Raw genomic sequence first — 14,345 nt, forward strand, 5'->3', positions numbered from 1 at the left:
TCGCAGAAGGCTTTGCAGCTTTCCGTAGACTGCTGGGGGCGGCGTCCAGGGGCGAAGATTTTCGCCTTCGTTTTTCAGAAATCGGGCAAGAAGACGGGCATCAGATGCGTCTGTTTTACTACGGCCACCGACACCTTTACGGTAATTACTGAGTTGAAAACCGTCGATGATGTAGACGTCGAAACCAGACTCATCGACCAGATCGACGTGATAAACATTTGTCGCTTCAACAGCAATGGCGGTGGTCCTCGGTAACGTTTTAAGCCAGCGTTTTATGGCAGACTTTTCGTTGGTTATCGAGGTGAGCAGATCCGGATCTGCCTGGTAGGTAACGAGCTCAACTTTGGCGACATCCACGCCTACGATTGACTTCGAAACACGCATTGCCATGAGCATTTCTCCACGCTAAGGTTTGACGACTTGTTGGGGGTTCACCCAGAGGCGCAGGCTTGTTTCTATCGTCGCTTGAACGAAGCATTCTTTATCGGCGCTTTTGGTGGAAGGGGTGGGGCGAGGTCTCCCACGGTCTGTACTGTTGCAGCAGTCAGATGCGAACTGTTCGTCCCACCACCCCTTCAAGTCTAACCATACAAGCGAACTCCCACGGTCTGTACTGTTGCAGCAGTCAGATGCGAACTGTTCGTCCCACCACCCCTTCAAGTCTAACCATACAAGCGAAATTATTCGCGAAGCGGTCTTTCGGGAAGTGCATCGGCGTCTGACAAAACGCATTCGCGAATGAATTCGCTCCCACATAGACCGCGCTATTCAGTAGGACCGGCTTTAGCCGGGAGGACGTCAGGACATTCGCTAAATATCCTTCGGTAGTAATACCGCCCTCCCGGCTAAAGCCGGTCCTACGGGATTGCAGGTGAACATAGAATCTCCCACGGATGTTCATATGCAGGCCTCAAGAGAGCCATCAACTGCCTGAGCCGTCCTGCTGATTTGTGCTTCTTTCTCTATGCCAATGCCGAGCACTCTGATAGTGCGCACTTAAACGCTCTGTGTATTTTTGGTGCGTTTTTATCGCTCATGGCTGTGCACATCGGTAACAAAACATGTCACTGGCTCGCTGAAACGATTCTTCTCGCCGTTAATCCGACCGCTCTAGCACTAACGTTTCCGAAAGCGACGTCGTTTTTGAGTCATTCTGGCGCAGAATTTGCGTAAAAAATAAAAAACGCCCCGTTTCTTTCCTTTTACGAAGACGGTTGGGCAGTCGCTCCGCACGCAAAGGTAGTTTTTTAATGAGCAGCATCCCTAACGCTTCAGAGCTCGATCAGGGGCTCAAACCTCGGCACATCACCATGTTGTCCATCGCTGGTGTCATTGGTGCCGGTCTATTTGTGGGTTCGGGCCACGCAATTGCCGAAGCGGGTCCGGCGGTACTGCTGGCTTACGCCGCTGCCGGTACGTTGGTGGTTCTGGTCATGCGCATGCTGGCCGAGATGGCTGTTGCGGCACCGGATACAGGGTCTTTCTCGACGTATGCCGATCGCGCGATCGGGCATTGGGCCGGTTTTACCATCGGCTGGCTGTACTGGTGGTTCTGGGTCTTGGTGATTCCGCTGGAGGCCAACGCCGCCGCAACCATCCTTCACGCGTGGTTCCCGAACATTGCCATCTGGGTGTTCACGCTGGTGATCACCCTGCTGCTCACTGTGACCAACTTGTTCAGCGTGAAGAACTACGGCGAGTTCGAGTTCTGGTTCGCGTTGATCAAAGTGCTGGCAATCATCGGCTTTGTAGTACTGGGTGTCGCGGCTATTTTTGGCCTGCTGCCCAACAGCCAGGTGAGCGGCGTCAGCCATCTGTTCGATACCCAGGGCTTTTTGCCTAATGGCATGGGGGCTGTGTTGGCTGCGATGCTGACCACTATGTTCTCGTTCATGGGCACCGAAATCGTTACCATCGCTGCGGCTGAATCGAAGAATCCGGAAAAGCAGATCACCAAGGCCACCAACTCGGTGATCTGGCGGATCTGCCTGTTCTATCTGGTGTCGATCTTCATCGTGGTCTCGCTGGTACCGTGGAATGACCCGCGCCTGGCTGAAGTGGGCTCCTATCAGACCGTGCTGGACATGATGGGCATTCCAAACGCCAAACTGATTGTGGATATCGTGGTGCTGATTGCAGTGACCAGTTGCCTGAACTCGGCGCTGTACACCGCCTCGCGCATGCTGTTCTCGTTGGGTAAGCGCGGCGATGCCCCGGCGGTATCGACGCGTACCAGCAAAAGCGGTACGCCTTACTGGGCGGTCATCCTGTCTACTGCGGCTGCATTCCTGACAGTGTTCGCCAACTACGTGGCTCCGGCTGCCGTATTCGAGTTCCTGCTCGCCAGTTCCGGCGCAATCGCGCTGTTGGTGTACCTGGTGATCGCGGTGTCCCAACTGCGCATGCGCCAGAAGAGCATTGCTGCAGGTGAAACCCTGTCGTTCCGCATGTGGCTGTTCCCGTACCTGACCTGGTTGGTGATCGTGTTCATCATCGGTGTGCTGGGCATCATGCTGGTTCAGGAGTCACATCGCGTGGAGATCATCGCGACGGGCCTGCTGAGTATTCTCGTGATTGCCACCGGCGTCCTGGTTTCCCGTCGTCGCAAGGACGAAAGGGCTGGCAAGGCTGTGTTGAATTGACCGATTGACCCGCTGAAAACAAAACGGCCGCGATCAGTAATGATCGCGGCCGTTTTTGTTTGTGCTGTGAAATGCTTGGTAGGAGCGAACTTGTTCGCGAGGCGGTATCCCCGTTTGTGCAGGCCTAATGTCTCGCCAACAAGCTGCCTCCTACAGGTTCGTATGGCGGCTTGAATACATCCGTCCCTCGGCTATCAACGCCAACAGATTCGGGTCGCGCTCCTTCGATTTCAGAAACACCATGCCGATGTGCTGTTGCATGCGATAGCGCTGCTGCAGCGGTATCAGCTTCACCCGGTTCTCGTAAACCGCTGCGATACGCCCCGGCAACAGCGCATACCCCACGCCTGAGCTGACCATGCTCAGCAAGGTGAAGATGTCGTTCACCTGCATCGCTACCTTCGGTTCAAACCCTGCCTGCTGAAAAACCCGGATGCCATCACGATGCGTGGCGAAGCCTTGGGTCAGGGTGATGAAAGTCGCCTCGCGCAGGTCGCTCAGGTCTACTTCGCTGTGCTGTGAAAACGGTGAGTCGGCGGGGACGGCGAGAAAGATGTCGTCGGAAAACAGCGGCAGATGTTCGCAGTCCGGGTCGTTGACGCTCTCGTCCAGTGACACCAGAATCGCGTCCACTTCCATGTTCTTGAGCTTGTAGAAGAGGTCGATGTTGGAGCCCATGATCAAGTCGATGTTCAACTCGCTACGGCGGATTTTCAGGCCCATGATCAACTGCGGAACGGTCTTTACCGTCAGCGAATACAGCGAACCGAGCTTGAAGCGTGCGGCGGAAAATCCGGCGGCCTGACGTGTCAGCTCAACCGTGGCGAGCACGTCCTGAATCAGTTTATGGGCTCGCTCTTCCAGCACATAGGCGCTTTCCAGCGGCGTCAGGTTACGACCTTCATGCTTGAACAGCGGGCAGCGCAGGGCGCTTTCCAGTGAATGAATGGCGCGGTGCACGCTGACGTTACTGGTGTTCAGCTCCGCAGCGGCTTTGGTCAGGTTGCCGGTGCGCATGAACGCCAGGAATATTTCCAGTTTTTTCAGGGTCAACTCATCGTCGATTTGCATGTCGTGAGGCTTCTTGTTTGAGTGCCCCGATTGTGCACATTTAGATAGCCACTGGCTGTAATAAAAAACTGTTTGGCTAACGCATGGCTTGCGCTTTACGTCCCTAAGCTAGAGCCTTGCGCTGCAGTTCAGAACGATGAGGTAGTGTGCGGATGTATTACGGAGAAAAATTCAACGCCTGGTCCCACCTGGTCGGTGCAGTGCTGGCTTTGGTCGGAGCCATCTGGTTGCTGGCGATTGCCAGCCTTCAGGGTGATATCTGGAAGATAGTCAGCGTCGCGATCTACGGCGTAACGCTGGTGTCGTTGTACAGCGCATCGACCGTTTACCATAGCGTGCGCGGACGGGCGAAAACGATCATGCAGAAGGTTGATCACTTTTCGATCTACCTGTTGATCGCAGGCAGCTACACGCCGTTCTGTCTGGTGACCTTGCGCGGCCCCTGGGGCTGGACGTTATTCGGCGTGGTCTGGGGCCTGGCGGTGATCGGAATCCTGCAGGAAATCAAACCCCGCTCCGAAGCCCGGATCATGTCCATTGTGATCTACGCGGTCATGGGCTGGATCGTGCTGGTGGCCGTCAAACCCCTGATCGCCGCACTGGGCACTGCAGGCTTCACGTGGCTGGCGGCGGGCGGCGCGCTGTACACCATCGGCATTATTTTCTTCGCTTACGACACCCGTTTTCGCCACTGGCACGGGATCTGGCATTTGTTTGTGATTGCCGGGAGTCTGCTGCACTTTGTGGCGATTTGTTTTTATGTGTTGTGAGTAGCGGATGCCCTTAATGAACAACATTCGCATCACTGAATTGAACGCATTTCTGTAGGAGTCGCCCCGGTGTCCCTGACACCACGCTGTCGCGCAGCAAACACGGACCCTGTAGGAGTGAGCTTGCTCGCGATTCGATTTTTCTTTCGATAATTTTCCCCTGACCTAACGCTATCGCGAGCAAGGTGGAGCGCCACCCCGGTCATTCCTACAGGTCCGCGGTTTGCAGCGAGACAGTGAAGGAATATCGATTCACCTGACGCCCCGCATCAGTGCACGCTTGAAACCCTATCAACCGATTTCCCACCAACCCTCGCCGTAGCGCGCCGCCCCGTGCGGGCGCACCAAATCGGCAGGCTTTTGCACTGCATTGAAGCATTTGATTCATTATTTAAAACTGTTGAATTATTTGATTCTTGCTCCTAGTCTGTTGCTCGACCCGCCTGCTGGCGACTTCTTGCAACGACTGAGACCGGGAGCAAAAGATGAACGTGAAAGTACTCTTGAGTATGGCGGTGGCCACTGCGTTTTCGGCTTCTACCTGGGCGGCGGACTGGACGGTAGGGGCCAACGTGGGCAATGTGCCCTGGGAGTTTCAGGACGCCAAGGGCGAGATCGTCGGCTTTGAGGTCGACGTGGTCAAAGAAGTCGCCAAGCGTGCCGGCAAGACAGTCGAGTTTGTGAATATTCCTTTCAACGGCCTGTTCAGTGCCGTGCAGTCCAAGCGTGCAGACATCGCTATTTCGTCGATCACTATCACCCCAAAACGTCTTGAATCAGTGGGCTTCGCTCAGCCGTATTACGACAGCGATCAGTCACTGTCGGTGCTGACCAAATCTGGCATTGATGGCCTCAAAGGCATGCAGGGCAAAGTGGTCGGCGTAGACACCGGCTCGACGGGTGACATGTGGGTGACTGCGCATCAGGCCGAGTACAAATTTGGCGATGTGTCCCGCTACGAAGGGCTTTCCCCGGCGATGCTCGACCTGGCTTCCGGGCGTATGGACGGCTACATCAGCGATATTCCGGCCGTGCTCTATTACATCAAGGACAAGCCGCAATACCGGGTGGTCGCCCGTATTCCCACTGGCGAGAAGTACTCGCTGATGCACGCCAAAGGCTGGGCGTCTGCGACTCAGGTCAACGACATCATCACCGCCATGAAAAAAGAAGGCGTGATCGCAGGCTTGCACAAGAAGTGGTTTGGCGCAGACGCCGATCCAGAGTCCAGCACCGTCAAGGTTGTCGACGTACTCAAATAAGCGCGGCTAATAACCTCTGACTGTTCAAACCCGGCGCCTGGCGCTGTCACCAAGGAGTCCTGATGGAGCTGGTCCAGACTTTCTTCAACTGGGGTGTGTTTGTCGACGCACTGCCGCAGATGCTGCGGGGCCTCGGGGTGACGGTGTTGCTTGGCGTGGTCAGCATCATTCTTGGTCTGGTGGGCGGTTTGCTGCTGGCCATGCTACGTCTGTACGGCTATGCACCGATCCGGTTGCTGGCGCGAATTTACATCGATGTGATGCGCTCTATCCCGCTGTTGGTGTTTTTGGTGCTGATTTATTACGCACTGCCGTTTGTGGGGATTCGTCTTTCCTCGTTCGCCGCAGCGGTGGCGGCGCTATCGCTGGTGTCCTGCGCATACTCGGCAGAGATTTTTCGCTCCGGTATCGAAGCCATCCCGCGTGGCCAGTTCGAAGCAGCGGCGTCGCAGGGCATGAGCTTCTTCAACACGATGCGCGACGTGATCCTGCCTCAGGCCATGCGCATTGTTCTGCCGCCCATGACCAGTAACTGCATCAACGTCATGAAGGACACGGCACTCGCTTCGGTGGTTGCCATGCCGGATCTGCTCAAGCAGGCGACTCAGGCGCAGGCACTCTCTGCCAACCCCACGCCGCTGGTGGGCGCGGCGATCATGTATCTGTTGCTGCTACTGCCCCTCGTGCAACTGGTCAGTTGGGTCGAGCGGCGCAACGGCGCGGGGAGGAAGAGCTGATGAGCGCAGTCATCCAGATTGAAGGTGTTGCCAAGTTTTATGGCAGGTTTCAGGCCCTGGCGGATATCAACCTGTCAGTCGAGCAGGGCGAAGTGGTGGTGATCCTCGGGCCGTCAGGCTCAGGAAAATCCACGCTGATTCGCTGCATCAATCTGCTGGAGGAGTATCAGGAAGGCGAGATCCGGGTAGCTGATCAGCGGGTCGAAACCGGACCGAAACTGGCAGGTATTCGCTGTGAAGTCGGCATGGTCTTCCAGAATTTCAATCTGTATCCGCACATGACGGTGCTGGCCAATGTGGCGCTGGCACCGGTGCGGGTGCGTGGTTTATCGCGCCGCGATGCGCAGGATCGAGCGCGGGTATTGCTGGAAAAAGTCGGCATGAGCGCACACGCCGACAAATACCCTGGTCAGCTTTCCGGTGGTCAGCAACAACGCGTCGCTATTGCCCGAACCATGGCCATGGAGCCACGGGTGATTCTGTTCGACGAGCCGACTTCTGCGCTGGACCCGGAAATGGTGGGTGAGGTGCTCGACGTCATGCAAAACCTGGCGCGCTCAGGCGTGACCATGGTCGTGGTCACCCATGAGATGGGCTTCGCCCGTAAAGTCGCCGACCGTGTGATTTTCATGGAGAGCGGCCGGATCATCGAACAGAACAAGCCCGAAGCCTTTTTCACAGCGCCTCAAGAGCCGCGAACACAGGCCTTTTTGCAGGCCATCCTGCACCACTGATTCCTTTTGGAGACTGCCCAATTGAACGCCCTCGATATCGATTATGTTCGCAGCCAGTTCCCCATGCTGGCCGATGGTTTTGCCTATCTGGACAACGCCGGTGGTTCGGCGGTGCTCGGGCGCGTGGCTGACCGGGTCCGTGACTACCTGATTCACAGCAGCGTGCAATTGGGTGCGTCCTACAACGGATCGGCTTCAGCCGGTGCGCTGGTGCTACAAGCCCGGGAGTCCGTGGCGCAATTGATCAACGCGTATCACGCCGAAGAATGCGTGATGGGCGGCTCGACCACGCACTTGCTGCAAATCCTCTGTCGCGCTGTTGCGCCTTCGATCAACAGCGGCGATGAAATCATCGTTACCCACAGCGATCACGAAGCCAATATCGGCCCGTGGCAGCGGTTGTGCGAGGAGCGTGGCGCGACGTTGCGAGTGTGGTCCGTCGATCCGCAAACCCTGGAACTGGAGCTCGACGATCTGGATGCACTGCTTGGCTCGCGTACCCGCTATGTGGCCATGACCCATGCGTCGAACATTCTGGGCAGCGTCAACCCGGTGGCCGAAGTCGCCCGTCGTGTGCATGCCGTGGGCGGCAAGTTGTGCGTCGATGCTGTGGCGTATGCGCCCCATCGTCTGGTGGATGTGCAGGCCAGCGGTGCGGATTATTACGTGTTCAGTTTCTACAAGGTGTTCGGCCCGCACTTCGCGGTTCTTTGGGGGCATCGTGAGGCGCTGCTGGAGCTGCCGAGCCTCAATCACTTTTTCATTGGTCAGGACGTGATCCCTTACAAGCTGCAACCGGGCAACCTCAACTACGAGCTGTCTTACGGCTGCATGGGCATCAACGAATACCTGCTGGATATAGGCCAGCGCCTGGGCGCCAGCGGCAGCCCGCGCCAGATCATGCAGGCAGCGTTTGATGCGTTCGAAGTGCAGGAAGATTTGCTCGCCGAAACCCTGTTGTCATTTCTGCGTGAAACAGCAGGCGTGCGGATTATCGGCAAGCCTCAGGTAACGGCGGGTGATCGGGTGCCGACCATCAGCTTCGTGGTAGAGGGCGTGCAATCGGAAGCCATCGTGCGGCGCATTGACGAACACGGGATTGGGATCCGCTTCGGTGACTTCTACGCGCGACACTTGATCGAACAGTTGGGCCTGGCCCGGTTTGGCGGTGTGGTGCGGGTATCGATTGCGCACTACAACACGGTCGACGAAATGCAGCGTCTGGTCCGGCATCTGGCCGAGGCGATCAACGACTTGCGTCCATCCTGATTTTTACGAGCGACCTTTCATGTCAGCAGTGCCTCAAACCCTTGCCGAGTTACGTGCGGCTATCGTCGAGCAGCAGGATCGTTTGACCGCGCGTATGCGAGATGCGGCGTGCTACCTCACCGAGCATCCCCATGACGTGGCGCTCAACACGGTGGCTGCGCTGGCGGAGCGCTCCGGTATTGCTTCATCGGCTTTTATTCGGCTGGCCAAGGCGCTGGGGTTCAACGGCTTCAGCGACTTGCAGCGATTGTTCAAGGCACCGTTGCAGCAGGCGGGTTCGTCGAGCTTCAGTGAGCGCATTCGTCACTATCAGGGTGAAGAGCTACTGGAAGACCCGACCGATGTCGGCGCCATTCTGACCGCGTTCAGCCGGGCCAACATCGTTTCTCTGGAGCATCTGGCCGAGGGGCAGCAGGTCGAAGCGCTGGAACAGGCAATCACTCTTTTGCAACGGGCGCGCACCACGTTCGTGGTGGGCATGCGGCGGTCATTCCCGATGGCCAGTTACCTGAGCTATGCGCTGAGTCGCGTCGGTCGTCGTGCCGTGCACATCAGCGGTCTCGGTGGTTCATTGCGCGAGCAAGTCGCCGCGCTGCACAGCGATGACATTCTGGTTGCCGTGAGCTTTCCGCCGTATGCCACAGAAACCATCGAAGCCTGCCAGCAGGCGGTTGCAGCAGGCACACCTATTGTGGCGATTACCGACAGCCTGCTCAGCCCTATCGGCCAGCACGCGGCGGTCATCATTGAAGTCAACGATGCGGAATTACTGGGCTTTCGCTCACTCACGGCGGCGTTCTGCGTGGCCCAGACCCTGGCGATGGGGCTGGCGTTTCGCGACGGTCAGTCGCTGAGCGGCCCTGATCATGATGCTTTGAAAAACATCGACTGCTGAGCCGAGTTGCCGGCGGTCTGAACCCCACCTCTGCGCCTGTGCAGGAGATTGCTCTTATGGCTACACCCCTTCGCGATCTGGTCGGCTACGGCCAAAACCGTCCTCAAGGCACCTGGCCTAATGGTGCGCGGTTGGCAATCAGTCTGGTCATCAATTATGAGGAAGGCTCCGAGCGCTCGCTGGCGATGGGCGATCCCGATCAGGAAAGCATGACCGAATGGGGCAGCTACCAATTCCCTGATGGCGTGCGCAATCTGGCGATGGAGTCGATGTATGAATACGGCTCGCGGGTGGGTATCTGGCGGATTCTGGAGATCCTCGAAAAAGCTGGCGTGCCATCGACCTTCCACGCCTGCGCGGTAGCGTTTGAGCAGAACCCGGACGTCGCCAAGGCGGCCGTTGCGCTGGGTCATGAAGTCTGCAGTCACGGCTATCGATGGGAAGAGGTTTTCCGCCTGACCGAAGAGGAGGAGCGAGAGCACATTCGTCTCGCCGTGGAATCATTCAAACGCACGTGCGGCAAGCGTCCGGTCGGCTGGTATTGCCGCTATGGCGCAAGCGTGCGGACCCGGCGTCTGGTGGCCGAGGAGGGCGGTTTTCTCTACGACTCCGATGCCTATAACGACGACGTGCCGTACTACGTCGACGTTGAAGGCAAACAGCATCTGGTGGTGCCGTACACCAGCGACGTGAATGACTTCCGTTACTGGAACTCGCCCGGCCTGTCTCAGGCGTCGGACTTTTTCGAATACATGAAGGAAAGCTTTGAGGTGCTCTATGAAGAGTCTGCTGATGGCTTGCGCATGATGTCGGTGGGCTTGCACCCGCGCATGGTTGGTCGTCCGGGACGCGTGCGGGCGATAAAGCGTTTCATCGAATATGCCCAAGGCCACGAAGGCGTCTGGTTCGCGACCCGCGAGCAGATTGCCAAAGCCTGGATGAGCCGCGGCTAAACCCACTTTGAGGAGCACCGCGCCATGCAGGCTTTTGATTTAGTCATTCGCAACGCCAAAGTCATCACGGCGGCGGACAGTTTTGTCAGTGATATTGGCGTTCGCGACGGGCTGATCGTCGCGCTGGGTCTGGGGCTGGAAGGCGCTACTCGTGAAATCGATGCAGCCGGTCGCTCGGTGACGCCCGGCGGCATCGACAGTCATGTGCATCTGGATCAGCCCACCGGCGACGGTTCGGTGATGGCGGACGATTTCGAAAGCGGGACCCGCTCCGCAGCCTGCGGCGGCACGACGACGGTGATCCCGTTCGCCTGTCAGCAGAAAGGGCAAAGTCTGCGTGCCGCTGTCGATGATTATCACCAGCGAGCGGATGGCAAGGCGTTGATCGATTACGCTTTCCACTTGATCGTGACAGATCCTACAGAAGACGTGTTGAGTCGCGAGCTGCCTGAACTGATCGCAGAGGGTTACACCTCTTTCAAGATCTACATGACCTACGACGCGCTAAAGCTGGACGACCGGCAGATACTGGAGACGTTGTCTGTTGCACGTGCTCAGGGTGCGATGGTCATGCTGCACGCTGAAAACAGTGACTGTATTGCCTGGCTGACCGAGCGACTTCTCGCGGCGGGGTTAAGCGCTCCGCGTTATCACGCAACGTCACGGCCCATGTTGGTAGAGCGTGAAGCCACTCACCGCGCCATTGCTCTGGCTGAGCTGGTGGATGTGCCCATCCTGATCGTTCATGTATCGGGTCGAGAAGCCATCGAGCAGATTCGCTGGGCGCAGGACCACGGCTTGAAGGTGTATGGCGAAACCTGTCCGCAATACCTGTTTCTGACCGCCGACTCGCTGGGCTGCGATGACAGTTTTGAGGGCGCCAAATGCATTTGCAGCCCGCCACCGAGAGACGCTGCGAACCAGCAAGTCATCTGGGACGGCCTGCAGAATGGTTCGTTTGAGGTGTTCTCCTCGGACCACGCGCCGTTTCGTTACGAAGGTCCGGACGGTAAACGCGCTCATGGCGAACATGCGCCCTTTTCGGAAGTGGCCAACGGCATCCCCGGCATTGAAACGCGCATGGCATTGCTCTGGTCGGAAGGCGTCTGCACCGGGCGTATTACTGCGCAGGAATTTGTCGCGCTGACTTCGACCAATGCGGCGCGGCTGTATGGCTTGTACCCACGCAAAGGCAGCATCGCGATTGGCGCCGATGCGGATTTGGTGATCTGGGACGAAGGGCTGGATTTCGAACTGCACAACGACCGCTTGCACCATCGCGTGGATTACACGCCATACGCAGGCATGCGCTTGACCGCCTGGCCTGCGCTGACGCTTTCACGGGGCGAAGTGGTGTGGGATGGCGCAGCATTGGGTCAGAAGGGACGCGGACAGTTCTTGCCCTGCGCAAGGCCAGAACCGGCCAAGGCCCGACGCAGGAAGACCGAGTTGCCTTACCTGTAGCGAGGAGCCTGTAGGAGCGCGCTTGCCCGCGATGGCTTTGTGTCAGGCACCATCAACGTTGGATGTGCCGGCGTCATCGCGGGACAAGCGCGCTCCTACAGGTCCAATATTGCGGCGCGATGAGATTAAAAATCCCCCCACAACTGCTGCGCTACGCTCAGCGCAACCACGGGTGCCGTTTCGGTACGCAGCACGCGAGGGCCGAGGCGGGCGGCGTGGAAACCAGCGTCCTGAGCCTGGTCGACTTCGGCGTCGTTCAAACCGCCTTCCGGGCCAATCAGGAAGGCGAGGGTGGTGGGCTTGTTGTGGCTGGTCAGCGGCTCTGCAACCGGGTGCAGCACCAGCTTGAGTTCGGCATCGCTGCGCTTGAGCCATTCAGCCAAAGGCATAGGCGGATGAATCACCGGGACCACCGAGCGACCACATTGCTCGCAGGCGCTGATCGCGATTTGCTGCCAATGGGCCTGACGCTTCTCGGCACGTTCGTCCTTGAGACGCACTTCACAGCGCTCACTGACAATCGGGGTGATCTCCGTAACGCCCAGTTCGGTAGCTTTCTGAATCGCCCAGTCCATGCGCTCGCCACGGGACAAACCCTGGCCGAGGTGGATACGCAGTGGCGATTCTGTTTGCCCGGGGAAGGTTTCGTCGAGCTGGACGCGTACGCGCTTCTTGCCGACTTCCAGCAAGGTGCCGCGAAACTCCTGGCCTGAGCCATCAAACACTTGCAGTGCATCGCCTTCGGCCATCCGCAGCACGCGGCCGATGTAATGCGCCTGAGCTTCAGGCAGTTCGTGTTCACCTAGGCTCAGGGTGGCGTCGATGAAGAAGCGGGACAGTCTCATGGTGGTTCTCTGAAATTTTGAGTGCGGCGTTGTTCTTGCTATGTAGGAGCGCGCTTGCCCGCGATGGCGTTCTGTCAGCCACCCAATGCTTGGGATTTACCGGCCCCATCGCGGGCAAGCGCGCTCCTACAGCGGTTACGTACCTAACCCGGATCACGAAAATCCGGGTGGAAATTTTCTCTCACGGCGACGCTGATGCTTTTACGCGTCGCGATGTCGATACCTTCAGTCGCGACTTCGGCGAGGAAGTCGATCTGCTCCGGCGTGATCACATACGGTGGCAGGAAGTAAACCACGCTGCCCAGCGGACGCAATAGCGCGCCGCGCTCCAGTGCATGCTGGAACACCTGCAGGCCACGGCGTTCCTGCCATGGATAAGCAGTCTTGGTGGCTTTGTCCTGAACCATCTCGATGGCCAGCGCCATGCCGGTCTGACGCACTTCAGCCACATGCGGGTGATCCACCAGATGCGCGGTGGCGGTGGCCATACGCTGGGCCAGAGCTTTGTTGTTTTCGATGACGTTGTCTTGCTCGAAGATATCCAGCGTCGCCAATGCCGCCGCGCACGCCAACGGGTTGCCGGTGTAGCTGTGCGAATGCAGAAAGGCGCGAAGCGTCGGGTAGTCGTCGTAGAACGCGTCATACACGTCATCAGTGGTCAGCACAGCCGCCAGAGGTAGATACCCGCCCGTCAGCGCCTTGGACAGGCACAGGAAGTCCGGACAAATGCCAGCTTGCTCGCAGGCAAACATGGTCCCGGTACGACCGAATCCCACCGCGATTTCATCGTGAATCAAGTGCACGCCGTAGCGATCACAGGCCTCACGCAGCAGCTTGAGGTATACCGGGTGATACATGCGCATGCCGCCCGCGCCCTGAATCAATGGCTCTACGATGACGGCGGCCACCGTGGCGTGGTTCTCGGCCAGCGCATGTTCCATGGCGGCGAACATATTGCGCGAGTGTTCTTCCCAGCTCATGCCTTCGGGGCGGTGATAGCAATCCGGGCTTGGCACCTTGATGGTGTCCATCAGCAGCGCTTTATAGGTTTCGGTGAACAACGGCACGTCGCCCACTGACATCGCTGCCATGGTTTCGCCGTGATAACTGTTGGTCAGGGTGACGAAGCGCTTCTTGTCCGGCTGGCCGCGGTTGAGCCAATAGTGAAAGCTCATTTTCAGCGCGACTTCGATGCAGGACGAACCGTTGTCGGCATAGAAGCAGCGGGTCAGACCATCAGGCGTCAGTTTGACCAGCCGTTCGGATAGTTCAATCACCGGCTGGTGGCTGAAACCGGCAAGGATCACATGTTCCAGTTGGTCGACCTGATCCTTGATGCGTTGATTGATTCGCGGGTTGGCGTGGCCAAACACATTGACCCACCAGGAACTGACGGCGTCCAGATAGCGTTTGCCTTCGAAGTCTTCCAGCCACACACCCTCACCACGCTTGATCGGAATCAGCGGCAGGCTTTCGTGGTCTTTCATCTGGGTGCAGGGGTGCCACAAAACCTTGAGGTCGCGCTGCATCCACTGATCATTCAGGCCCATTGGTTTTCTCCGGATAGCGACTCGCATGGTGCGAGGACGAGCAATCGCGCAAGCCTATGCAATGCCCGGCTAAGGGACAACCTTTAGTACCAATTGGTTTTGAATGCTAACGCTTTCGTGCAGAAAACACAGATCCCGTAGGAGCGCGCTTGC

Annotated in this window: 13 protein-coding genes; 9 read left to right on the plus strand and 4 right to left on the minus strand. The window is 57.9% G+C overall.

Going from position 1 to position 14,345, the window contains the following annotated elements; genetic code table 11:
- Window positions 1–390, minus strand: a 390-nt coding sequence (locus AO242_RS04560; protein ID WP_141562182.1) for an IS110 family transposase, incomplete at its 3' end; no start/stop codon positions are given.
- Between the two features lie 860 nt (window positions 391–1,250).
- Between AO242_RS04560 and gabP the strand changes: the two genes are divergently transcribed.
- On the plus strand, window positions 1,251–2,642 hold the full coding sequence (gene gabP / locus AO242_RS04570) for a GABA permease (protein ID WP_099267849.1): 1,392 nt from the start codon (window positions 1,251–1,253) through the stop codon (window positions 2,640–2,642).
- Window positions 2,643–2,792: 150 nt separating this feature from the next.
- On the opposite strand, the gene AO242_RS04575 is transcribed toward gabP, so the two are convergent.
- Window positions 2,793–3,713: a LysR family transcriptional regulator gene (locus AO242_RS04575; protein ID WP_099267850.1), complete on the minus strand. Its 921-nt coding sequence runs from the start codon at window positions 3,711–3,713 to the stop codon at window positions 2,793–2,795.
- 152 nt (window positions 3,714–3,865) lie between these two features.
- On the opposite strand from AO242_RS04575, the gene trhA reads away from it, so the two are divergent.
- From trhA to hydA, 8 genes are all read left to right on the plus strand, one after another.
- On the plus strand, window positions 3,866–4,483 hold the full coding sequence (gene trhA / locus AO242_RS04580; RefSeq protein ID WP_099267851.1) for a PAQR family membrane homeostasis protein TrhA: 618 nt from the start codon (window positions 3,866–3,868) through the stop codon (window positions 4,481–4,483).
- A gap of 485 nt (window positions 4,484–4,968) precedes the next feature.
- A complete protein-coding gene (locus tag AO242_RS04585; protein ID WP_027902051.1) occupies window positions 4,969–5,745 on the plus strand; it encodes a transporter substrate-binding domain-containing protein in 777 nt (258 codons plus the stop codon).
- A 62-nt stretch (window positions 5,746–5,807) separates the two neighbouring features.
- The gene (locus AO242_RS04590; protein ID WP_099267852.1) at window positions 5,808–6,482 is read left to right on the plus strand and encodes an amino acid ABC transporter permease; all 675 of its coding nucleotides are present in this window, start codon (window positions 5,808–5,810) and stop codon (window positions 6,480–6,482) included.
- Window positions 6,482–7,216, plus strand: a complete 735-nt coding sequence (locus AO242_RS04595) for an amino acid ABC transporter ATP-binding protein (RefSeq protein ID WP_027902049.1) — start codon at window positions 6,482–6,484, stop codon at window positions 7,214–7,216. The genes AO242_RS04590 and AO242_RS04595 overlap by 1 nt, the downstream gene beginning before the upstream one ends.
- A 21-nt stretch (window positions 7,217–7,237) precedes the next feature.
- Window positions 7,238–8,485 (plus strand): cysteine desulfurase-like protein, encoded by a 1,248-nt coding sequence (locus AO242_RS04600; protein ID WP_099267853.1) that lies wholly within the window; start codon window positions 7,238–7,240, stop codon window positions 8,483–8,485.
- A gap of 19 nt (window positions 8,486–8,504) precedes the next feature.
- Window positions 8,505–9,380, plus strand: a complete 876-nt coding sequence (locus AO242_RS04605; protein WP_099267854.1) for a MurR/RpiR family transcriptional regulator — start codon at window positions 8,505–8,507, stop codon at window positions 9,378–9,380.
- 56 nt (window positions 9,381–9,436) lie between these two features.
- Window positions 9,437–10,333, plus strand: coding sequence for an allantoinase PuuE (locus tag AO242_RS04610; RefSeq protein WP_099267855.1), 897 nt, complete (start codon window positions 9,437–9,439; stop codon window positions 10,331–10,333).
- 24 nt (window positions 10,334–10,357) lie between these two features.
- Entirely contained in the window at window positions 10,358–11,797 is a 1,440-nt protein-coding gene (gene hydA / locus AO242_RS04615; RefSeq protein ID WP_099267856.1) for a dihydropyrimidinase, read from the plus strand.
- 125 nt (window positions 11,798–11,922) lie between these two features.
- Here the strand turns inward: hydA and AO242_RS04620 are convergent, their stop codons facing one another.
- Both AO242_RS04620 and AO242_RS04625 read right to left on the minus strand, forming a co-directional pair.
- Window positions 11,923–12,642, minus strand: a complete 720-nt coding sequence (locus AO242_RS04620) for a 16S rRNA (uracil(1498)-N(3))-methyltransferase (protein ID WP_099267857.1) — start codon at window positions 12,640–12,642, stop codon at window positions 11,923–11,925.
- A 143-nt stretch (window positions 12,643–12,785) separates the two neighbouring features.
- Window positions 12,786–14,192 carry an adenosylmethionine--8-amino-7-oxononanoate transaminase gene (locus AO242_RS04625; RefSeq protein WP_099267858.1) on the minus strand — a complete coding sequence of 469 codons (1,407 nt, stop codon included), beginning with the start codon at window positions 14,190–14,192 and terminating at the stop codon, window positions 12,786–12,788.
- Window positions 14,193–14,345 lie beyond the last annotated feature (153 nt).

Source organism: Pseudomonas sp. ICMP 561 (assembly GCF_002699985.1).
In the GTDB taxonomy this organism is placed as follows: Bacteria; Pseudomonadota; Gammaproteobacteria; order Pseudomonadales; family Pseudomonadaceae; genus Aquipseudomonas; species Aquipseudomonas quasicaspiana.